We start from the raw sequence: 20,950 nt of genomic DNA, 5'->3' as shown, positions 1-20,950 counted from the left end.
GCCGAGAAGTAAAGACTAGAATGGATACGTCAAGCAACACACCCTGCCGACCTTTTCGTTGTAGCTGACGTCAAGCTTCAGATCGTATAGCTTGCTTAAAATTTCGCTTTTTATGATCTGCTCGGCCTTGCCGTATGCGACCTCGCCGCCGCCTTTTACGAGCGCGACGTATCCGCCCAAAAGCAGCGCGAAGTCCGGATTGTGCGTGGCTAAAACGACGGTGTAGCCGTTTTTGAGAAGCTCTTTTGTGGCACGGAGGAATTTGTATTGGTTGGCAAAGTCTAACGCCGAGGTGGGCTCGTCGAAGATCACGATCTTAGGCTCGCTGCAAAGGGCGCGCGCGATGGACGCCATCTGCCTCTGGCCGCCGCTTAGACGCGTGATGATCTTGTCTTTTAGATGCCAAATTTCAAGCATTTTCATGTAGTGCTGCGCGAACTTGTAGTCGTTTTCGCTCGGCTGCGAAAAGATCCCGATATGCGCCGTGCGCCCCATCAGGACGTATTCGAAGACGCTGTAATCGTACTCGCAGACCTCGCTTTGCGAGACGTAGCCGATGATCTCGGCGCGCCCTTTGGCGCTGAGGCTCGCCATATCCTTGCCGTCGATTGAAATTTTACCGCGCAGAGGCTCAAGCGTGCCGCTGATTAAATTTAAAAGCGTCGATTTGCCCGCGCCGTTTTGCCCCAAAATCGTCAGCATCGCGCCCGCTTCGAGGTTGAAATTCACGTCGCGCAGTGTTAGAGGGGCGGATTTTACGTAGCCGAAGTCTAAGCTCTCAACCCTAACCATTTAGCTTCCTTTTGTTTTTAAGTAGGATGAATATAAAAAATAGCGTGCCGATAAAGCCCGTAAGCACGCCTAGCGGGATCTCGCTTTGATTTATGCTGCGCGCTACGTCGTCTACGATGAGCACGAAGATCGCGCTTAAAAATATGCTCGCCGGGATCGCCTTGGTGTTGCTAACGCCCACGATCATGCGCGTTAGATGCGGCATCAAAAGCCCCACCCACGCGACTATGCCGCTGATACACACGCTACTTGCGGTTAGCAGCGTCGCGCAGACGATGATGATGCCCCGCTCCAGCACGACGTTTACGCCGAGCTTCGCTGCCGTCGCATCGCCCATGGATAGGACGTTTATGCGGTAGCTCATCAGCACCAAGATAGCGATACAAACCCCCATCACCGGCGCTATCATCGCCAGCACGGAGGGATCGACCTTCGCGAGGCTTCCTAGCTGCCAATACACGATGTCTGCAAGCTTCGTCTCGGGATCCGCCATAAATTTTAAAAACCCAATCAACGCGCCCATCAGACCGCTTACGATGATGCCGGCAAGCACAAGCATTATGGTGGCGCTCGAACGCAGCGCGCGCGTAATCAGAAGCGTAATGCAAACCGCCGCAAGCCCAAAAACGAAGGCGAAAAGCTGGATCAAAAGGATATTTAGATCAAGCAGGATCGCGATCGCCGCGCCTACGCAGGCTCCGGCGCTGACGCCTAAGAGATCTGGCGAGACGAGTTGGTTTTTAAAGACACCCTGATACGCCGTGCCGCTGATGCCCAGCGCCGCGCCCACGAGCACCGCGGCGATGATGCGCGGCAAGCGCACATCCATAACGACGTTGTGGACGTTTTGCGCTACTTCGCCGCCGCTAAGCGCTTTTAAAACCTCGGCGATGCTTAGGCCGAAGCGCCCTATACAAAGCGATATCGCAATCGTTGCAATCGTCGCCAGTATCAGCAGCAGGAGCATAAATTTAAAATTTTTCATACCTTCCCTTGCTTTAAATTTTATCTTTTGCCTTAAATTTAATCTTTGAAATTTCGCCTCGTTGAAACCTGTTTAAAATTCCGCCCTTCGGCTCGTAGGCGAAAGGCTTGCAGTAAAATTCCTTCGTGATGGCTCCAAGATCAATATTTCAGAAAAGATCCGGATGAAAATTTTAGCCGCCTACAAGATTTGTAGTGACGTCCTCGCGCCCGTGCAGTCCCAGCCGAAAATGTTTGCAGGCGCAGCATAGACGCGCTTTTGTCGCACCGCCTCAAGCTGCGAAACGCAGGACTTGACAGCAGCGCCTCCGCCTCGCACGACATTTTCTATCGATGATGACGCAGAGACTGCAGCGACTTTGATTTATACATCTAAATCCTTAAACAGATGTGGCATTTTAGCATATATCATATTAAATTTTTATGATTTTAGCTTTCATATACGCGAGCGAAATTTAATGGCGTGCAGCTCCGTGTAATAAGGCTTTTAGCAAAATTTAGCTTGCGGATTTCAGATGAGCGTCTACGAAATTTATGCTGAGATGGAATTTTAAAATTTCATCCGTTCGCGAAAGATAGACTTAAACCTGATGGCAGAATTTTGCCTGGCTAAATTTCGCCTATTTAGCAGCAGACAGCGCGCGGCGAAATTTTACGTAGGATTTTAAGATTTGATTTAGAATTCCGTAAACGGATACTGCGCGAAAATTTTCTCTTTATTTGACCCCGGTTTTGCTAGCTACTTAGTCGTAGAATTTTACTTGCCGTTTGGCCGCGGGATTTTATTTGCCCGCAAGAGGTTAAATTTTATCATGAAATTTCGCATCGCTTAAAATGCGATGCGAAATGAATCCGTCGTCGCTACTGCCAGCCTAGGGCTTTGCGTTTTAAGCGCATGTCGCTTACCATTTTTAGCGCAAGTGCGACTGGATCGGTATCTACGTGCATCACAGAGCCAAGCGCACGCCTGGTGCCCTCTTTGAAAAAGTGTATGACATTTGCGGAGCCGTGGATTTGATACTCGACGCAGTGATACGAGTCGATGCCCATTAGACGGAATCCAAGCGAGGCATCGACGCCCTTTTCGTTCGCCCACTCGGGAGAGGTGAAGGCAAGCGGCAGCTCGTAGAGATTTTTGCCTAGCACTCCTGCGATACCTGCGAAAATTCCGCTGGAGCGGGTATTATCGATGCACTCGCCCACGTGCCACACCGGCGGAAGCTCATCTTTTTCTAAAAACGCCCGTAGCGACGCGCCTGCTTTTTTATACGCGCTTTTTTGGCAAAAGCCCAGCTTCATTAGCGGGAACGACGCGCAGCCGTTGGTTAGGATTAGGACGTTATTTTCGATTAGGGTTTGTGCGACATCTATGATAGCGCGCTCATAAGGCACTTTAGGATTGGTGCAGCCGACCATATTTACGATGCCTAAAATTTCACCGCTTTTTAGCGCGTGCGCTAACGGCTCCATACCGCCGTAGTGTTTATGGACGAATTCTACCGAAAAGCCCACTTCGGCCTCGACTTCATACGGCGGGATATATACCGGCAGTCCTTTGCGCTTTTCGTGAGATTGCAATGCGCGATCTAGAATTTTACGCGCCAAATTCCTAGTCTCGGCGATATTACTATGGTGATGATCGTAGCCTATATGCTCGGCTCCGGGAAGCCTAGCTGATGAGCTTGTGGTAACGACCTTGGTCTGGAAGCAGTTAGCTACATCCATGATCGCAGGATAGACATCTTGGACATCGGCGACCCACAGATCAAGTGCGCCTGTGCCTATGACGAGTTCGGCAGTTACGGCGTTTGAGAGCGGCACGACGCCCCAGTTGCGATACATCGCCGATAGCCCAGAACAGCACACGCCGTAAAATGCGATACCCTGTGCGCCTATTGCGCGAGCCTTGTCTTGGTACTCCTTAGAATTTCCGATCTCCACTATTAGGCTTACTAATGTCGGCAGATGTCCGTGCACGGCGATATTGACCCAGCCTTTTTTAAGTGCGCCCATATTGCTTTTGGAAGTTACGCGATCTCCTACGCCAAATAGCGCATCCGTAGCGATATTCGCAGCTACTACGCCGGTGAAGGTAAAAGCAAGCCCGCAGCGCAAAAGATGCTGCATCACGCTGCGCCAGTCTCCGTCCGTGCCTACACCCGTTCGGTGATACGCCTCAAAGACTTCGTTATACGCACTAATCGGCAAGATATCTAGCTTCCGCCATACTTCTTGACGCTCCTTGGGTGCGAGCGCAGTGATGGTTTTATACTCGCCGCTGCTTTGCGAAAGATCTGTCAAAAGCGTATCGGCAAGCTCGATCGCTACCTCTTTTAACTCTCTGCCTTCAGTTGGAATTCCAAAGGCTTTGGCGGTATTGATGATTTTGTATTCGCCTATTATGGGCAGATCTAGCTTGCCTTGTGCTGCCCATTTTAGCGATAGTAGAAGCTCTCTAGCGTGCGCGCCATGTTGAGCTACGCCTGCAGCTACTTGACGCAGTAGGTTGCGCGATACGATGAGATCGGCGTCCGCACCGCAAGTGCCGCGATCGGCCTTTTTAGTAATTTTGCAAGGTCCCATATTGCAGATCTTACAGCATACTCCGGTAAGTCCATAGCTACACATAGGCATCTGTTTGTCGAAACGATCAAACGCCGTATCTACACCGATCTGCTCCATCCTAAGCATCATTTCGCGCACGGCGGGATCAGGGGTTTTCTCAAGTACCTCTTGCTTTGTGGGGAAGGTCTTTTTGTATTCAAGCACCGCCTTCATATAATCCGCCGTAAATTCCGCCTCGTGAAAATGCTCGAAAAGATTGCCCTGTGCGCCTTTATGTGTGTGCGGACTAGCCTCTGCGGGCACTAAAACTTTTGGGATACCGTGCTCGTCAAATCCAATAATCGCGCGATGAGAGTGGGGCTTGTGATCATGGCAATGTTTGTCGTGCTCGTGCGAGCTGATGGCGGAATTCTCGTCGCACTCATGCGAAGACGCTGCAGAATTTACGCCGTATTCGTGCAAATAAGCTGCGAGGTTTTCTTCTTGATCGTGTGGGTGGGTCGCAAGATCTTCGTCGTGTAGATGCGAATGGATTGCGGAGTTATCGCTATGCTCGTGCGAGCAAGAGAAGTGGTCTTTGCTGCTTGGGCTCTTCGCAGGATTTGAGATGGAATTTGTCAAAGAATCAGCCATGGAATTTGTCGTAGAGTTTATTGCGGATTTTTTAGCGTTGCCTGCGCTTTGAGTGCTTGAGTGCGCCGCAGGGTTCGTGCCTGAAGCAGAGCGTGCGCTATCATCGTAGCCAGACGCGGAATTTCTGGCTTCGCAGTCGCACTCGTCGCAGGAATTCTCACCTGCGGCGCGATTTTTAGAAATTTTGTCGCGAGCATGTGAGGCAGAAGTCGTAGAATTTGCTGCGGAATTTTGAGCGATATTTGTGCTTTTATCAAAAACGGATGCGGCTGAGCTTTTGGCTGCGTCTGCGACGGAATTTTCTCCCGTATTCGCAGCGGAATTTTCATCCGTCGCAGCTTTCTTGCGTGAGCCTTTTTGTTTTGCGATTTTGTCGTTTGCCATGACGTCTCCTTAAAATTTATTTTAAAAATAAGCGAGAATGCAGCCCTCAATAAATATACTTAAAAACTACATTATTTAATTCTTATAGATAAAATTTAACGTGATTGTATTTTTTAATTGCTTTAAATTCCCTTAATAGCGCACTAAAATAAAAGATAAATTTTTATGAATAAAATATACTAAAATAGCTGGATTTAAATTTTGCCAAGCGGCTCGATCATCTTAGATAATCGATTAGCTTGGCGGAGATTTCGTGAAACTGCAAAATTTTATGCCCCTTTTTCTCGCGCATGAAATTTTGTGCGTCCTGAAGTCTAGCAAACGTGATGAGATCGTCGCCTCTGGCGCTTTGCAGCACGCTGCCGAAGACATAAAACGCGTCCTGCGCCCGCAAAATTTCGCCGCTTGCATAATCGGTGACGTAAAGCTCCGCGCCGCCGAAATTTACGTCCGTGGAATTTGCCTCGCCTAAATTGCCGTTAGCGGGATTTTTGTTCGCAGAATTCGCTCCCAAAGAATTTTCATTCTCAGAATTCATCTCTGCGGAAGCTCCGTTAAAATTTGCGCCCGAGCTCTCACTTTCAAAAAAATATGCAAACATCGCCTTGGGCGAAGCAAACGCTAGCGCGCTGCTGTCTTTAAGTCTTGCATAGGCGCGAAATTCGGGATGCGCGCTAGTATCGATGCCGTATTTGGCGCAGGTAAGATTTACGTCTTTAAGCCACGCGGGCTCGCGCACGCTTTTAGAATTTTGCGCCGAATCGGAGCCTGTCTTATCTGATGCGCCTAAATTCTGTGCCGAGCTAGAGCTTTGCGGCGCAGAATTTTGCATCTCCGCTGCGCCGCAAAGCGCTATAAATGCCGTCAAAATGAGTGTAAATTTCACGCCAAATCCTTCGATCTAAAGATAAAATAGCCCAAAATCAGGCTCGCCGCGCCCAGCGCAATCGGATAGAGTAGCGAAAAGGCGATGAAAAGCCCGCGCCCGAAGTGATCTAGGATAAAATACGCCGTCGTGCCGATGACCGCAAGATCGGGATCAAATAGGCTGATAGCGGCGATGCGGAAGTCCTCCATCGGGTTTGCTAGGGCGATTGCGAAAATGAGATTTTCGTTTACGCCCGTTTTTGCGAGCAGTCCGATCAGCACGAGATCCAAAAACGCAAGGCAGAAAAGCCAGACGAAAAACGCAAGCCCAAGCCCCATCTCTTGGCTTTTTGAAACGGCACAGATCAAAAACGCGATCCCCAAAAACGCTGCGCACAAGCTAAAAAGCAGCCCCGTATAAAGCAGGCAGATCGCCCACGGAATGCCTGTGCCCTTGATCGCGCCCCAAACGATTGCGAGCAGCAGCGATAAAAATATCGGCACGAACACTCCAAACAGCCTTCCCAGCGCCTTGCCGTAGTAATACTGCGCCTGCGAGATCGGAAAGCTTAGCAGGTATTCTAAGATATTTAGGTCGCGGTCGGCTAGGATCGCCTTGCTAGTGGTTACGAGCACGAATACGGGCAGGATGATGATGCAGATCTGAATAAACAGCAGCAGCAGTCGCGAAAGCCCGCTAAAGCCGAGCACGCGCGAGTCGGTCACCCCCGTGATGAAAAACGCCGCCACGAGCCCGCTAAAGATCAGCAGATAGAGCAAAAACCAGCGCGAACGGAAGGATTCTTTGATATCCAAAGCGGCGATGGTGAGTAAATTTTTCATTCATATTCCTTTATTGCGCCTAGGCGCGCTTTTAAATTTATATTTCTCGCGCGGCTTAAATGCACCGCCCGTCTTTAAATTTTAGCCTCGTTTTGCAGCGCGGATTTCGCGGCCTTAAATTTTGCCCGTCTAGCGTTTAAACAGGCGGCGAAATTTTATCCGCCGCCTGCGACTGCGGATCGCGCATAAATTTTAAATTTACGGCTTGCTTGTGGCGCTTGCAAACAGCGCGTCGTTCGCAGTCCGCTATCCGTCGTCCGCCGCAGTTTTAAAATTTAGCCGTTTGACGGGCCGCTTAAATTTCAATTCCGCAAAATTTCAAAGCCGGGCGTATCCCGCGGCATAAATTTTAAAATTCTAAAAATCCCGCATCGGCGAATTCTGCGCCGGATAAATTTTAAATTTACGGCGAAATTTTAAGCTAGCGCGTCCATGTAAATTTTAATTCGGCAGAACGAAATCTCGCGCCGTGCGTTAAATTTAGCTACGTTACAAGATAAAATTTTGCAGCCGTTTCCTAAGCCTAGCTTTGCCTCGTGCCGAAGTTGCAAAGTAAAATTTTATCTCGTCTGCTCTCGTTTACGGCGGCGCGATAAAATTTTACGCTTTAAATTTAGCGTAAAACGAAGCCGCTTAAAATTTCGTCTTAGCCAAAGCGTCCTTAATGCGCGTGCCCCGAATGCATATCGTGCGCCGTGCCGTTGCCCTCGTGCATCTGCCCCATATCGTGCGGTGAGCCTTGAGGATGTGCCGTGCTACCCGCATCGCCGCCGCCCATATCATGCTTAGGTTCGCTCATGCCGTGCTCTGCGGAGTGAGGGTCCTTCATGCCGCCCATATCGCCATGATCGTGCATACTTCCCATATTGCCGTGCGCATCGCGACCCATATCGCCCATTCCCATGCCGTGCGAGCCGCCGCCTGCCTTAAGTGCCGCGACTACTTGATCGAAGCTGAAGTCTTGCTTGCCCTCTTGTTTGTTTTTAAACGCGCCCCAGCCGAACGACATAGGGGTTTTAAAGCCCTTGTAAAAATGCGCCGTGCGTGCGTCGATAAACTCGCCGTTGCCGCTAGCGTCATTGATGTAAATTTTGGCGTCCTTTAGCCAGTTTAGTTTGTCGTTGGTAACCATAAAATCCACCAAGCAGCCGATGTCGTCAAAGTAGTGGTTTTTGCCGTCCACGCGCACATCGACGCTGAAGCGGTTGTCGCTGATCGCCATCTGGCAGTGCTCGCATACGTCTCTGTCGTAATGGACGTTGCCGTAGTCTTTCTCGTCGCCGCAGCCTAAAAACGTAAGCGCAATAAGTGCGCAAAGTAAAGCTTTAAACATTTTTGTCATCTACGATCCTCCCTAGATCCATTGAAATCATTCTTTTTACCAGTCCTCCCACTTCCTCGAGCCTATGCGAGATAAAGATCAAGCTCTTATCTTTTGCGTGGTTGTGCAAAAGCGTCTTAAAACGCTCGCGCGCGCTCGGATCGAGATTGGCGGTCGGTTCGTCAAAAATCATCGCCTTGCTGGCTCTGCCGAATGCTAGCGCAATTAAAAATTTCTGCTTCATACCGCCGGATAGCTTATGAAAGGGCTTGTTTAAATTTAAACCCAGATCAAGCTCCATTTCGTCGCAAAATTTTACGATGTCTGCTCTGCTTGCGTCAGCCGTGCGCTCGGCGAAGTAGATGAGCTCATTTAGGCTCAGCTTAAGCGGCGGCGGGGTTTGCGGCACGAAGCTGATACCGCGTAGCGCGCGGCTGCGCTGCTTAAACGAATCAAATCCGTCGATGGCGACGCTGCCGCTTGTGGGTATGTATTCGCCTAAAATCGTCCGCATCAGCGAGCTTTTGCCCGCTCCGTTTTGCCCGACGAAAAGCACTTGCTCGCCATCATCGATATTTAGATCGATATCTTTTAAAACGAATTGATCTGCGAATTTCTTGCTTACGTTTTTAATCTCTATCATAGGCTTCCTTAGATCATATCTTTTAGCTTGTTGCCGATACTCAGTGCGTCTTGGTGACACACGTCGATACAGCGTCCGCACAGCGTGCAGTCGATCCCTTTTAACATAAATTTGCTCTTATCGCCTAGGTTTTCGGATGCCTTTTTTTTGGTGATGTCTAGCACGTGTGAAACGAAGCAGACGTCTTGGCAAACGCCGCAGTGATCGCACCTACTCTTATCCCAAGTAATCTTGCTTAGGCTTGCTTTTGCCGCAAGCGAATAGGTGCTTCCTAGCGGGCATAGATGCGCGCACCACGCTCGCCTGCTAAAAAACACTTCGAGCAAAAATACAAAAACGATCCAAAGCCCAGCCAGCGAAAAGCCATAGATGATGAGGCGCGATAAAATTCCAACTACGTTAAAAATTTCAAAAACGAGTAGATCCGTAATCGCGCTTAGCAGCAAAAATACCGCCCAGATCGCATATCGCATACCGCGCGGCAATGAGCGCTCCTTGATGACGTGCTTTGAAATTAGCGTATTATGCAGCTTTTCGCCGATCTCGCTAAGCGCTCCGTAAGGACAGATCCACGAGCAAAACGCCTTGCCGCCCGCGATGAAGTAAAACAGCAAAATGGTGCCCGAGCCGATAAGTAGATTTATCGGCAGATCCTTGTGCGCGGCGATCACCTCAAGAGTGGCAAAGGGATCGGCTAGGTGAAAGCCAAGTATCCGCGAGCCGCTGATGTCGCCTTCTAAAATTTGAATATCCGCACGAAAGGAAAGCACGAAAAGCAGATGCACCAAAAATACCGTGGCGTAGCGCAGCGCCCGAATACTGGGGCGCAGTTTGCCGCTTCTGTTTTTAAGCGCGAAGGTCGAGAAAAAGCTCGTATTTTTGATCGTGCATCGCGAATTATATTTATCCAAGACCTACTCTTTAAATTTTGAAATTTCATCCGCGAGCTTATCTAGGCTCTCGTCGCTTACGTTGGTTAAAAGTCCGCTCATCAGGCTGTTTTTGATCTTGCCCGCTTTATAATCTTTGAGGCTTGCTAAAATTTGATCCTTGCTCTTGCCTCCGATCGGCGGAGCGATCTTGCCGCGTCCGTCGTCGCCGTGGCAAGGCGCACAGCTTACCAGATATGAGCTGCTTACCTCAAAGTCGCGCTCTTTAACGCTCTGCTGTAAAATTTTAATATTTTTTACGTCCTTATCGTCGATGAGATCGACGCTTTTACTCTGCGGCGCTGGTTTTGTTTGCACCTGCGGCTTAGCCTGCTCCTGTTTCGGCACGCCGGAGCCGCCCGAGCTTGCCATAAAGATCATCAGCGCGATCAGCGCTACACCCAGAATCAAAGCTAAAATTTTGCCCGGTTTCATTTCTGCTCCTTAAATTGTTTGTTGAACTCGTAAATTTCTTTCGCCATCGTCTCTATCTGCTGCTCGCTCATGCCGTTTACGAGCTGCACCATAAGAGGATTAGGCTTTTCTTTGAATTTATACTTTTTAATCATATCCACGATCTGCGCGTCGGTTTTATCCAGAAGCGACGGACCGATGATGCCGTTGGCGTAGTCGTCGTGGCACGCCGAACAGCGCAGGATAAAATCGTGCCCAAGCCGTTTTTTCATCAGGTCGAAATTTAGCTTTTCGTATTGGTTTTTGATGCTCGAATATGCCACGATATTTTTGGTCGTTTCGTTTACATCGCCGTTTAGGTTAAAATTTACCTTTCGCTCGCCGTAAAAATCGTAGCTTACGAACTTATCGTCCTTCTTGGGCGCTTCGCCGCTTTTAACGCTGATGCGAGGCTTGGCAGTATGATTTTGTTCCACGCTCTGCGGCGTAGAATTTGAACTTACAGAATTTTGCGAAACGGAATTTTGCCCTGCGGAGCTTGAATCGTCGTCATCTCCGCAGCCGCATAGCAAAAGTGCCGCAGCTAGCGAGCAGAGGTAGAATTTAATAGAGTTTTTCATTGTTTTCCTTCATAGATTGATTTGTAATCCGCCCGCGGGATTATCTCGATGATACGCGCCGGGCAGAGCTCTGCGCACGCGCCACAGCCGACGCAAGCGCTGCGGATCTGCGGAGCGAAATGCGCGCCCGCTTCTATCATAGCGATGGCATCAAGCGGCTGCGGGTAAGGGCACAGCGACGCACATAGATCGCAGAGTTTGCCCTCTTTCGCCGCCAGCGCTGAGTTTAACTCGCGCTCTTGCTCGGTCTTAGCGGGTTTTGGGCGCAGATCGTCCGGTCTTAAAACCTGCCCGCGATACGCCAAACAGGCGTTTAAATTTTTAATCACGGCGATTCCCATTTTAACCTTTTTAGGCTCGTTCGTTTCGTGGCTGAGCGCTCCGCTTGGACAGGCGAGCACGCAAGGAAGCGCGCCGCAAAGATAGCAGCCTCGCTCTTTGGCGTCGATGACGGGCGTACCGATGTCAAAAAGATGAGTAATATCCAGCAGATAGATGCTGTGATAGGGGCAGACCTGCACGCATTGGCCGCACTTGATGCAGCTAGAGCGGAAGCCGCGCTCCGCTAGCGCTCCGGGCGGGCGCAGATATAAAGAGGCGGAATTCCCGCTAGAATTTTGTTTTATAGAATTCGGCGCGGAATTTTGCCCTGTGGAATTTTGCTCGTTTAAATTTTGCGCTTCACTGCCCGCGGAATTGGTAGAATTCTCATCCGCAAACAAGCTCACTGCCCCGAGTGTCCCGAGCGCTCCGCCGAGTAGTTTTATCGCTTCGCGTCTATTCTTTGTCATTGCCTCATCCTGGGTTTTGGATCTTTTAGCAGTAGCTCGGGTTCGGAAAACGGAGCGAGTTTGGAGATGAAATTTAAAAGCGCGATCCCGCTGGAGCCGTAAAAAAACCGCACGCTAGGCTTATGCGCCCAAAGTCTGTCGGCATAAGCATATGAGCTGTAGCTAACGTCGCCGTAGCCGTCGCCATCGCGATCAAATCCGTCGTAATCGTCGAAGTAGTTGCCACTCCATTCGTTTTGCAAGAGCTTGGACTCAGGCGTATCGTTTAGCACGATCTCCATATTTCCTTTAAATTTATTGTTTTTAAATACGCTTTTTAGCTGCGTGGCGTGGAATTGCACGCCGATGCTGTTGTATTCGATATCGTTGTTTTCAAAAACGTTAAGCGAGCCCGGCTGATAGGGGGATTGATCCAGATAAAACCCGCGGGCGTTGTAGACGACTTTATTATCCGTAACTCTGAAATTTGAGCTATCCTTCATACCGATACCTACGCCGTAAGCGCCGTCTGCATTACGCACGACGTTACGCCTGGCGATATTATCGCTTGAAAACATAAAAAATAATCCCACGCTATTGCCGTCGTAGTAGTTATCCTCCACGACGTTATGCCCGGAGTTCATAAAGTGCAGCGAATAGCGGCAGCTATGACCTTTATTACCTGCGACGAGATTGCCGTTAGAGAAGTAAAAAACGGTGTCGCGGACGTTATGAACGTCGTTATTTAAAATTTTATTGGCATTGGAATACCAAAGCTTGATGCCGTCGCCTTTGAAACTCGTGCGGTAGGTATTGCTTGAAATTTCGTTGCCCTCGATCGTTACGTCGTTTGCCTTGCTTAGCACGACGCCGTAGAGCACGTCTTTGATGAGATTATTTTTTATGATTACGCCGTTTACGTCGCTTACGTTGATCCCCGCATCCTCGCTAAGATGCTCGAAGCCTCCGTTTTGGATTGTTAAATTCTTGATTGTAACATGCGGCGAGCGGACGCGGATGACCGTTCCGTTGCGATCGCCTATGATCACGGCGGAACGGTCTAGTCCGTCGATAGTAAGGGGTTTATCTATTAAAATATTGCCGTGGTACTCGCCTGCGGCTAGTTCGATAATATCGCCCGCTTTTGCGCTATCGATCGCGTCTTGAAGCTCGCCCGCACCTAAGCTTAGCGCGAGCGAGATTACTAGAAGCAAAAGCCTCATCTATGCTCTCGTAGGAATTTTTTCTTAGATAGTAATGCTAACGCCGATAGCAGCGATAGGGCCAGCATCAGCCAAAAGCCAAGAGCCGGATATGAATGGGTAGTAAAATGCGCCACGCTACCATCGCCAAATGCTGTAGGCATAAAAGGCTTTATTTTAAACGCGCCCCAGTCTTGCAGGTTGTGCCCAAACCAATACAGCCAGCCTACGTAGCAGCCGATGAAGATAAGCGGCGCAATGATCGGCAGGATCATAAGCAGGGTCTGCCCCTTGCCGTCGTAGTACAAAAACGCGAGCATGCCGATCGTAGCGATTATGAGATAATACGGCGATAGCGAGTGCTCGAGCGTGCCGCCGCGCCAGACGGGATACATTCCGATATAGTGATTTAGGGTATTCATCTCGCCGACATCGCCGCTAAAGCCGTCAACGTGGACGTAGAGCGGAATCCCGTCAGGGAAAGCCTCTTTAGGGTAGTTCGGCGCTTCGAGTGAAATTTTCCACACCGGTATGCTAGGGACTCCCACTTCAAATTTATGCTCCAGCATCGCGCCTAGATCGTTTTTAACATCACTAGGAATTAGGTGATTTTTATACGATGCTTTCGTATAAAAATTCCATATCGGTGCGGAGTATGCGGGCAGCTGCGAGACGCTGCTAACCTGCCCCGATACGATTTTGCCTTGGACTTTGAAAAATCCGAGCGTAGGGATGGTAAAAGCGACCGTCATAATAAGCAGCGCTAAAATCGCGTAAATTTTATATTTTGGCATTTCGTCTCCTTTAAATTCTCCCCCTTGCGGGGGAGAGTGGGGCTAGTTAAGACCCGCGTTCTCATCGACCCATTTTAGGTATTCGATGATATCTTTGATCTCTTCGTCTTTCATATGCTGATTTGGCATGCGAAGGTTGAAGTAATTTATCATTGCCTTAACGTAGTCGTCTTCGTAGAATTTAGCAGGGTCTTTGATAAAATCGGCTACCCATTTCTCGCCGTTTTCATGGCGAAGTAGGACGCCCGTTAGATCAGGACCCGAGCTTACTTGACCTATGACGTGGCAGCCATTGCAGCCTCCGCGTAGGTAAGCCTTCTCGCCGTTAGATGCAGCCTCGCTCATAGGGGTGGAGAGCTCGCGGATTAGATTGTTTTTAGCGCGAAGTCCGACATCTGCGGTTTTTACTAGATACTGCCAAACTTGACCTTCCCAAAGTATCGCGCCGTTCATATCGCCTGCTTTTACCGCGGCATCTGCCTTGGCTTTGGTTTCAGGAATTTTGCCGTATTGATCCAGCGCGTCATCGACTAAAGCCTTGACCTTAGGATATTTCTCGTAGTTTTTCTCTTTTAAGAATTTAACGACTGATTGAATAACGTCGTCGGTGGCTTTATTCGTAGCTACTACCTTGTCGTATTCGGCTTTTAGAGCTTCTGGGCTAAGAGCTTTTAGCATAGACGCTTTAGCTGAAGTATATTTTTTATTCGGATCTTTTACATATAGATATCCAAACATCTCAAGGTGCAACGCAGAGCAGAATTCTGTGCAGTAGAAAGGAAATACGCCCTCTTTATCTGCGATGAAATTTACGCTCGCAGTCTTACCCGGCTCAAGCGACATATGCAGATCGTAATCATCAACCGTAAAGCCGTGAGTTTCGTCCTCGGCACGCTCTAAATTTGTCATATAGATCGTTACGTTATCGTCCTTATTAACCTCGATGTGCTCAGGATTAATATGGCTGCGGATCGCCGTAGCATAGACTTTTACGTTTTTGCCGTCGCGCTCGATGCGTTCTTGACCCGCTAGCGTCATAGCAGGGTGTTGTTTGCCGGTGCGAGAGTTTGTTCCCATAGTATAGGTAGGTTTCGTATGAAGTTTACTAGCTGCGATAGAAACTACGTCGTGCGGCTCGCCAAGACCGATAGGAAGATCATAAAGCATCTCCATTTTAGGCCCGGTGATGTCGATTAGCTGGTGATTTTGCGGATGAAGCGGTCCGATAGGATTAAATCTATCGATCGAAAGCTTATCCAGTGCGATTACGTATTTGCCGACAGGCTTTGAGGATTTGCCCTCCATGGAGTCGAGGTGACCGATATTGTAGTGGACGTTAATCCTATCTAAAACCTTTAGCGTTTTGTAGTTCCATTTTACGATCTGGCTATCAACGTAAAGCGATGTATAGATTACGCCATCTTGCGAATCGAAGGTATTATGCAAAGGTCCAAGACCAAGCTCTGCTTGTCCGTGAAGCGTCTTTTGCATATCTAAGATCGGAATTCCGTATGGATCCTTGCCTGCGTATTCTTTTTTATCAATTAGCTCTTTGATCTTTTTGAAATCATAAACGCTAGCGTGAGTATCTAACTTGCCGCCGATAATGATATAGCGGCCATCAGGGCTAACGTCAACGCCGTGAGGGGATTTAGCTTCAGGGATCAAAAATAGCGCTCCCGCTTTTACAGCGGCGTCTATCGTAACTATTCTGTGTCCGTTTACAACCTTGTAGTTTTTGCTGTCTTGAGCAAGCTTTTCTAAAATTTGCCAGTTATAAACGTGCAGGTAGTCAGTATCGTTGCGACTCATACCAGCTTCCATAGGAGGCAGACCCTTTTCGATGCCGCCTGTGTACATTTCGGAGTTGAAGCTGTTGGTAAACGCCCAGCCGAAGCTCTCGCCCTTACCTGCGTCGCTTAGATCTTGCATATACGGAGGAAGCTCTAGCGAGAAGGATTTATTTACGTCTATTTTACCTTTATCGTAGTCAAATTTCCATAGCGTTACTGCACCGCGATAAACCGCCTGATACTCCTCGATTGGGTGCCAGTCGTTATCAAAAGGGGCTGCGTATTGGCTGGTTTCGATGACGTATTCGGTATTAGGCGTTACGAAAGAGCCGCCGTGATCGCTTTTGATTACGGGATTTACAACTATTTGAGTGGTTTCGAAATCGGATAAATTTATAACCGCGATTCTTGGGTTCGCCTTATCGTTGATAAAGAGATAATCGCCCACATACTCGCCGTTTTTCTCGCTGAAATTTGGATGGTGAGTATCGCCCCAGTTGATCTCTTTGCCGTTAATAGAGCCCGATCTTAAGACCGCCTTGCTCTCCTCGTCAAAGCCGTATCCCTGCCAAGGCTCCGGGGTAAATACGCCGATATATTTGTAGATCCTCATCGACGGCACGCCGTAAACGATCACCTGTCCGCTTTGACCGCCGGAAGAGAAGACCATATAATCGTCCTTCCGACCGGTCGGCTGATAGGTCTTAGCCGCCGCCAAAACGTCTTTTTCGCTTAAATTTCGTTCTTTCATCACGCGCTCTAAGTCGCTATCTGCGGCACACAGGGCGCTTGCGGCGAACAAAACCGAGCCCAAAAGCACGGGTTTGAAACTTTTTAACATACTAATCCTTTCTTAGAATTTTAAAATTTTACCTGATTTGCTGACTACGAGGATCGCTTCCCCGTCTGCGTACATCGCTAAAAATTCGCTTTTTAAATCCACAACCTCCTTTAATCCTACTTTTTGATTTTCGTAAATTTTATCTTTAGTAGCGATAAACTGCGTGCCGCGGGCGCACACGATGGATTTGATCCAAGAGCCCACGCTTTTGCGCTCGCCGCTTTTTAAATTTATAAAATTCCCCTCTATATCGCCTGCAAATAGCGTCCCGTCGCAGTCTGCAAGCGCAGTGATGATAGAGCCGCTTAAATTTTTATCGCCAGCTTCGGCTGAAATTTCGCTTTGAGTTTTAAGCCCCTCGTCTTGAAATTTTGCGCCTTTGAATTCTAAGCCTTGAAATTCCGCACTCTTTGCGCCGCCAGCTTTTGTTTCGTTTTGCTCGGAGCCTTGCACGATTCTCGTGCTATTAAATTCTGCATCTTTAAATTTCACGCTACCAAGCTCTCCCTGCGCGGCGCGATTAGGCGCTGTATCGATGCCGCTAAATTTAGTCGCGACAAGATCTGCGCTAAAACAGGCTACGCCGTTCCAGCTTGCGACGCAAAGTCCGTTAGCGCCCAGGCTAACGGCATTGATCCTGCCGTAATGAAACGAAATTCCGCGCAGCCCATCTGGGGCGGAATTTTTATTTAAAGATTGCCCGTTCGCGGTGGAATTCTCACCTGGGGCGTAGCCGCCATCCGCGCTGTTATCAGGGTATTCGTCTAATCTTATTAGTTGATTCTTATCTACTACCGCGTAAATCGCGTCTTTTGCGGCATAGATCGCATCTATTTGGGCTGTGCCGCTACGCCCCGTCTTAAGCGTGCGTAAAAACTTTAGTCTATCGTTTAGCACCGCGATTTCGGCCCCGCCCCAAGCTAGATAAATTTTGCCGTTTTTGAAATTTAGAGCCGTAATTTCATTATCGCTGTATTTTTGCGCGAACTCCACATTCCATTTAGCAGTATCAAACATCCTAAGCTCGCCGCCACTGCCGCATAAAAGCAGTCGGTGCGAGCTTGCGTCGAATGCACCCAGACGCAGCGTGGCGTTTAGATCAAAGCTATCAGCTGCTGCCATCTGCGATAAACAAATCAAAAAGGCAATACAAAATTTTTTAAAATTCATCTTAATCCGCTCTTTGCGAAATGATACTACCCCAAGGCTTAAAAATCGGTTTAAAGCTTGAGCTATAATGGAATTCTAAGTTTTCTTAAAAGTTGCGAAATTCTATGATATAAAACAGCTCTAAGTGAAATTTTATTTCGCATTTCGTTATATAAATTCCGCTTTAAAATTATAATTTCAGTAAATTTTTATTTTGACAGATTTTTACAATTCGTAATGCTCCTTTAATTTTGTTTAAATAAAAAGTTAGTATAATCGCCAAAGTTTGTTTTAAATTTTACTGAAGGAGAAACTATGGAGTTTCTGACAAGTTTGTCTGAAAGCACTCAATTCTTTTTGCAGCTCATTATAGTCTTGGGCTGTTTGTTTTATGGTGCTAAAAAAGGCGGTATGGCGCTGGGAATTCTAGGCGGTATAGGCTTAGTGATCTTAGTGTTTGGATTTAGATTAGAGCCGGGTAAGCCGGCAGTGGACGTTATTTTAACTATCCTCGCAGTTGTCGTAGCAAGTGCAACGCTACAGGCTACGGGAGGGCTTGATGTAATGCTTCAAATAGCGGAGAAATTGCTTCGTAAGCATCCAAAGATGGTTTGTATCATCGCTCCAACTGTTGCGTGGACGCTTACAATCTTATGTGGAACGGGACATACCGTCTATACGCTGCTTCCGATCATCTATGACGTAGCTATTAAAAACGGGATTCGCCCTGAGCGCCCGATGGCTGCTTCTACGATCTCCTCGCAGCTTGCTATCATCGCTAGCCCCGTTTCGGTTGCCGGCGTTTCGATGGTCGCGATCTTACTAGGTCAAGGCGTGCATATCGAGGGCTTTAGTACGTATTTGGATCTACTTAAATTAACAATCCCTTCTACTTTCATCGGTATGCTTGCGATCGGAACGTGGTCGATTTTTAGAGGTAAAGATCTAGATAAAGATCCGGAATTTCAAGAAAAGATCAAAGATCCAGAGCAGAAAAAATATATCTACGGCGAAAGCACGACCTTGTTAGGTCAAAAGCTTCCTAGGATTAAGTGGATCTGCATGTGGATATTCTTAGCCACTATTGCGCTAGTTGCGGTTTTAGGTTACGAAAAAAGCTTGCGTCCTGCGTGGACTAAAAATGTCCCGGGCAAATCCGTAGAGATCATCGTCGATAAAAAAATGGTCAAAAATATCACGATCAAAGATGGTCAGGTCATCTCCATGGTAGACGGCGGCAAGGTCGTCTCAAACGTCAAAGAGTCTAAAGCCAAAGATGCGACGAAATTTAATAGCGTCGAAATTTACGACAAAGATAAAAAGCTTACCCAAAGCATCGTCTCTCAAGACGGAAACGTCGTCATCACGACAGGCGATAAGAGCGAAAGCATCGCAAACGCAAGTATAGTCGTAAAAGATACTATGAAAAAGACCACAAATTTAAATATGGTCTTAACCATTCAAATTTTCATGCTCTTAGCGGCGTCCATCATGATGATTGCTTCGGGTATCAAAGCGGGCAATATCGCTAAAAACGAAATTTTTCATAGCGGTATGATCGCGCTCGTAGCCATTTATGGAATTTCATGGATGGCAGAGACTATGTTTACCGCCCATATCGAGATGCTTAAAGCGTCTCTCGGCGAGGTCGTTAAGGCCTATCCGTGGACCTACATCATCGTCTCTTTGCTCATCAGTAAATTTTTAAATTCCCAAGCCGCGGCTATCGCGACCTTCGTTCCGCTTGCTGTCACTATCGGCATCGATCCGGGTCTAATAATCGCGTTTGCACCGGCTTGCTACGGATACTATATCCTACCTACTTATCCAAGTGATCTTGCGGCGATCCAGTTCGACCGCTCGGGCACTACGCATATCGGTAGATTCGTCATCAACCATAGCTTCATTTTCCCTGGCTTGATCGGCGTTCTTACTGCTTGCGGTGTGGGTTTTGTGCTTGCACATCTTTACGGCTATTTATAATAGTTATGCTCGCGGGCAGACGGCTCGCGAGCTTTAAATTTCAAACTCCAGCGGCTTTTAAAATTTTTAAATTCTAAAGCTTTCTAAATTCCGTTCATAACCCGCGCGAGGCTAAATCGTTTTAAATAAAATTTACGTTATAATCCCGCCAAATTCCACACAGGAGGCAGATATGCAAATCCCTATCGCATACGGCAAAGATGATCATCTAAATCTAGAGATAAACGAGAAAAATTTGCTCGGCGTTTTCGATCCAAACCCCGTGGCTAAATTTGACGAAACGGCGCTCATCGCAAAGGCTCTGGCAAATCCGATAAATCAAAAAAGCTTTGACGAGTTTATCGCGGGCGAGCAAAAGATCGTTATCATCGTAAACGACGGCACGAGACCTACGCCGACGGCAAAAATTTTAAAGCAAATTTACCCAAAAATCCGCGAGAAAAATAAAATTTTCATCATCGCCACCGGCTGCCACAGGCAGTGCTCGCTCGATGAGTACGAGATGATCTTCGGCAAAGAAATTTACGCGGAGATCAGAGCCAAAAACGAAGTTCACGATCACGACTCCAAGCACGACGAGATGGTGTTTTTAGGCGAGTCAAAAAACGGCACGCAGATGTATCTAAACAAAATCGTAGCAGAAGCCAAAAAGGTAATCGTCATAGGCTCGGTCGAGCCGCACTATTTCGCGGGCTACACGGGCGGTAGAAAGGCCTTTTTGCCGGGCACCGCATCGTACGAGAGCATCACGCAAAACCACAAACTAGCCCTTAGCTCCGACGCACAAGCTCTGCGACTAGAGGGCAACCCCGTGCACGAGGATATGATCGATGCGATGAAAGTTCTTGCGCATATCGATGTTTTTTCGATTCAGACGGTGCTTGACAGCGAGCACGGCGTGTATTACGCAAGCGCGGGCGATTTGAACGACAGCTTTTACGACTGCGTGAAAAAGGCAGACGAGGTCTTTTGCGTAAATATCCCGCGCAAGGCAGATATCGTGATCTCGGTCGCGCCCTATCCGATGGACGTCGATCTCTATCAGGCGCAAAAAGCCCTAGATAACGGCAAACTAGCACTCGCGCAGGATGGAATTTTAATAATGGTCGCAAAGTGCCGCACCGGCATCGGACCAAAGCCGTTTTTTGATCTGATGGCTTCCGCCGATACGCCTAAAAAGGTACTAGAAAAGATCAGCGCGGGCTTTAAGCTCGGCTATCACAAAGCCGCTAAAATGGCCGAAATCTCGCTCTGGGCGCAGACCTGGGCGGTGAGCGACCTAAGCGATGATGAGATGCGAGCCGTACACCTAAAGCCGTATCATGACATCCAAAAGGCGGTGGACGACGCGCTCGCGCAAAAGGGCGCAGACGCGAAGATCATCATCCTGCCGTTTGGCTCGATGACGGTGCCTAAGGCCTAG

The 20,950-nt window shown here is 48.3% G+C and carries 17 protein-coding genes; 2 read left to right on the top strand and 15 right to left on the bottom strand.

Annotated features, from left to right (window positions below; translation table 11 throughout):
• Positions 1–15: 15 nt before the first annotated feature.
• The 15 genes from CGRAC_RS10310 to CGRAC_RS10240 all read right to left on the bottom strand — a co-directional run bounded on the left by CGRAC_RS10310 (position 16) and on the right by CGRAC_RS10240 (position 17,565).
• Positions 16–792 (bottom strand): ABC transporter ATP-binding protein, encoded by a 777-nt coding sequence (locus CGRAC_RS10310; RefSeq protein WP_005870858.1) that lies wholly within the window; start codon positions 790–792, stop codon positions 16–18.
• On the bottom strand, positions 785–1,777 hold the full coding sequence (locus CGRAC_RS10305; protein ID WP_005870856.1) for a FecCD family ABC transporter permease: 993 nt from the start codon (positions 1,775–1,777) through the stop codon (positions 785–787). The genes CGRAC_RS10310 and CGRAC_RS10305 overlap by 8 nt, the downstream gene beginning before the upstream one ends.
• An 860-nt stretch (positions 1,778–2,637) precedes the next feature.
• Positions 2,638–5,358 (bottom strand): carbon monoxide dehydrogenase 1, encoded by a 2,721-nt coding sequence (locus CGRAC_RS10300; protein WP_005870850.1) that lies wholly within the window; start codon positions 5,356–5,358, stop codon positions 2,638–2,640.
• Between the two features lie 217 nt (positions 5,359–5,575).
• The gene (locus tag CGRAC_RS10295) at positions 5,576–6,244 is read right to left on the bottom strand and encodes a nitrous oxide reductase accessory protein NosL (protein ID WP_005870849.1); all 669 of its coding nucleotides are present in this window, start codon (positions 6,242–6,244) and stop codon (positions 5,576–5,578) included.
• Positions 6,241–7,068: an ABC transporter permease gene (locus CGRAC_RS10290; protein WP_005870848.1), complete on the bottom strand. Its 828-nt coding sequence runs from the start codon at positions 7,066–7,068 to the stop codon at positions 6,241–6,243. Before CGRAC_RS10290 ends, CGRAC_RS10295 begins: the two co-directional genes overlap by 4 nt.
• 661 nt (positions 7,069–7,729) lie before the next feature.
• Positions 7,730–8,410, bottom strand: coding sequence for a hypothetical protein (locus CGRAC_RS10285; protein WP_005870844.1), 681 nt, complete (start codon positions 8,408–8,410; stop codon positions 7,730–7,732).
• Complete coding sequence (locus CGRAC_RS10280; protein ID WP_005870843.1) at positions 8,394–9,032, bottom strand: ATP-binding cassette domain-containing protein; 639 nt, start codon at positions 9,030–9,032, stop codon at positions 8,394–8,396. Before CGRAC_RS10280 ends, CGRAC_RS10285 begins: the two co-directional genes overlap by 17 nt.
• Before the next feature lie 8 nt (positions 9,033–9,040).
• Positions 9,041–9,943 (bottom strand): NapH/MauN family ferredoxin-type protein, encoded by a 903-nt coding sequence (locus CGRAC_RS10275; protein ID WP_005870842.1) that lies wholly within the window; start codon positions 9,941–9,943, stop codon positions 9,041–9,043.
• 3 nt (positions 9,944–9,946) lie between these two features.
• Entirely contained in the window at positions 9,947–10,396 is a 450-nt protein-coding gene (locus tag CGRAC_RS10270) for a c-type cytochrome (protein WP_005870840.1), read from the bottom strand.
• Positions 10,393–10,995: a c-type cytochrome gene (locus tag CGRAC_RS10265; protein WP_005870838.1), complete on the bottom strand. Its 603-nt coding sequence runs from the start codon at positions 10,993–10,995 to the stop codon at positions 10,393–10,395. The genes CGRAC_RS10270 and CGRAC_RS10265 overlap by 4 nt, the downstream gene beginning before the upstream one ends.
• On the bottom strand, positions 10,992–11,786 hold the full coding sequence (locus CGRAC_RS10260) for a 4Fe-4S dicluster domain-containing protein (RefSeq protein WP_100067313.1): 795 nt from the start codon (positions 11,784–11,786) through the stop codon (positions 10,992–10,994). Before CGRAC_RS10260 ends, CGRAC_RS10265 begins: the two co-directional genes overlap by 4 nt.
• Positions 11,783–12,988, bottom strand: a complete 1,206-nt coding sequence (locus CGRAC_RS10255; RefSeq protein ID WP_005870835.1) for a nitrous oxide reductase family maturation protein NosD — start codon at positions 12,986–12,988, stop codon at positions 11,783–11,785. The genes CGRAC_RS10260 and CGRAC_RS10255 overlap by 4 nt, the downstream gene beginning before the upstream one ends.
• The gene (locus CGRAC_RS10250) at positions 12,985–13,761 is read right to left on the bottom strand and encodes a hypothetical protein (RefSeq protein WP_005870834.1); all 777 of its coding nucleotides are present in this window, start codon (positions 13,759–13,761) and stop codon (positions 12,985–12,987) included. Before CGRAC_RS10250 ends, CGRAC_RS10255 begins: the two co-directional genes overlap by 4 nt.
• Positions 13,762–13,803: 42 nt before the next feature.
• Positions 13,804–16,395, bottom strand: coding sequence for a Sec-dependent nitrous-oxide reductase (gene nosZ, locus CGRAC_RS10245; protein ID WP_005870833.1), 2,592 nt, complete (start codon positions 16,393–16,395; stop codon positions 13,804–13,806).
• 12 nt (positions 16,396–16,407) lie between these two features.
• Positions 16,408–17,565, bottom strand: a complete 1,158-nt coding sequence (locus CGRAC_RS10240; protein ID WP_005870832.1) for a hypothetical protein — start codon at positions 17,563–17,565, stop codon at positions 16,408–16,410.
• 294 nt (positions 17,566–17,859) lie between these two features.
• Here CGRAC_RS10240 and CGRAC_RS10235 point away from each other — a divergent pair, with 294 nt between their 5' ends.
• Positions 17,860–19,527, top strand: coding sequence for an anaerobic C4-dicarboxylate transporter (locus CGRAC_RS10235; RefSeq protein WP_005870831.1), 1,668 nt, complete (start codon positions 17,860–17,862; stop codon positions 19,525–19,527).
• A 172-nt stretch (positions 19,528–19,699) separates the two neighbouring features.
• Positions 19,700–20,950 carry a lactate racemase domain-containing protein gene (locus CGRAC_RS10230; RefSeq protein ID WP_005870830.1) on the top strand — a complete coding sequence of 417 codons (1,251 nt, stop codon included), beginning with the start codon at positions 19,700–19,702 and terminating at the stop codon, positions 20,948–20,950.

This window comes from Campylobacter gracilis (assembly GCF_001190745.1).
Classification (GTDB): domain Bacteria; phylum Campylobacterota; class Campylobacteria; order Campylobacterales; family Campylobacteraceae; genus Campylobacter_B; species Campylobacter_B gracilis.
This window is presented reverse-complemented; position numbering and strand designations above follow the sequence as displayed.

What these genes read in the sequence shown, in the direction of transcription:
- CGRAC_RS10235 (WP_005870831.1), top strand. Translation starts at nt 17,860, where the DNA reads ATGGAGTTTCTGACAAGTTTGTCTGAAAGCACTCAATTCTTTTTGCAG.
- CGRAC_RS10310 (WP_005870858.1), bottom strand. Translation starts at nt 792, where the DNA reads ATGGTTAGGGTTGAGAGCTTAGACTTCGGCTACGTAAAATCCGCCCCT.
- CGRAC_RS10260 (WP_100067313.1), bottom strand. Translation starts at nt 11,786, where the DNA reads ATGACAAAGAATAGACGCGAAGCGATAAAACTACTCGGCGGAGCGCTC.
- CGRAC_RS10305 (WP_005870856.1), bottom strand. Translation starts at nt 1,777, where the DNA reads ATGAAAAATTTTAAATTTATGCTCCTGCTGCTGATACTGGCGACGATT.
- CGRAC_RS10280 (WP_005870843.1), bottom strand. Translation starts at nt 9,032, where the DNA reads ATGATAGAGATTAAAAACGTAAGCAAGAAATTCGCAGATCAATTCGTT.
- CGRAC_RS10230 (WP_005870830.1), top strand. Translation starts at nt 19,700, where the DNA reads ATGCAAATCCCTATCGCATACGGCAAAGATGATCATCTAAATCTAGAG.
- CGRAC_RS10240 (WP_005870832.1), bottom strand. Translation starts at nt 17,565, where the DNA reads ATGAATTTTAAAAAATTTTGTATTGCCTTTTTGATTTGTTTATCGCAG.
- nosZ (WP_005870833.1), bottom strand. Translation starts at nt 16,395, where the DNA reads ATGTTAAAAAGTTTCAAACCCGTGCTTTTGGGCTCGGTTTTGTTCGCC.
- CGRAC_RS10270 (WP_005870840.1), bottom strand. Translation starts at nt 10,396, where the DNA reads ATGAAACCGGGCAAAATTTTAGCTTTGATTCTGGGTGTAGCGCTGATC.
- CGRAC_RS10300 (WP_005870850.1), bottom strand. Translation starts at nt 5,358, where the DNA reads ATGGCAAACGACAAAATCGCAAAACAAAAAGGCTCACGCAAGAAAGCT.
- CGRAC_RS10285 (WP_005870844.1), bottom strand. Translation starts at nt 8,410, where the DNA reads ATGACAAAAATGTTTAAAGCTTTACTTTGCGCACTTATTGCGCTTACG.
- CGRAC_RS10265 (WP_005870838.1), bottom strand. Translation starts at nt 10,995, where the DNA reads ATGAAAAACTCTATTAAATTCTACCTCTGCTCGCTAGCTGCGGCACTT.
- CGRAC_RS10290 (WP_005870848.1), bottom strand. Translation starts at nt 7,068, where the DNA reads ATGAAAAATTTACTCACCATCGCCGCTTTGGATATCAAAGAATCCTTC.
- CGRAC_RS10255 (WP_005870835.1), bottom strand. Translation starts at nt 12,988, where the DNA reads ATGAGGCTTTTGCTTCTAGTAATCTCGCTCGCGCTAAGCTTAGGTGCG.
- CGRAC_RS10250 (WP_005870834.1), bottom strand. Translation starts at nt 13,761, where the DNA reads ATGCCAAAATATAAAATTTACGCGATTTTAGCGCTGCTTATTATGACG.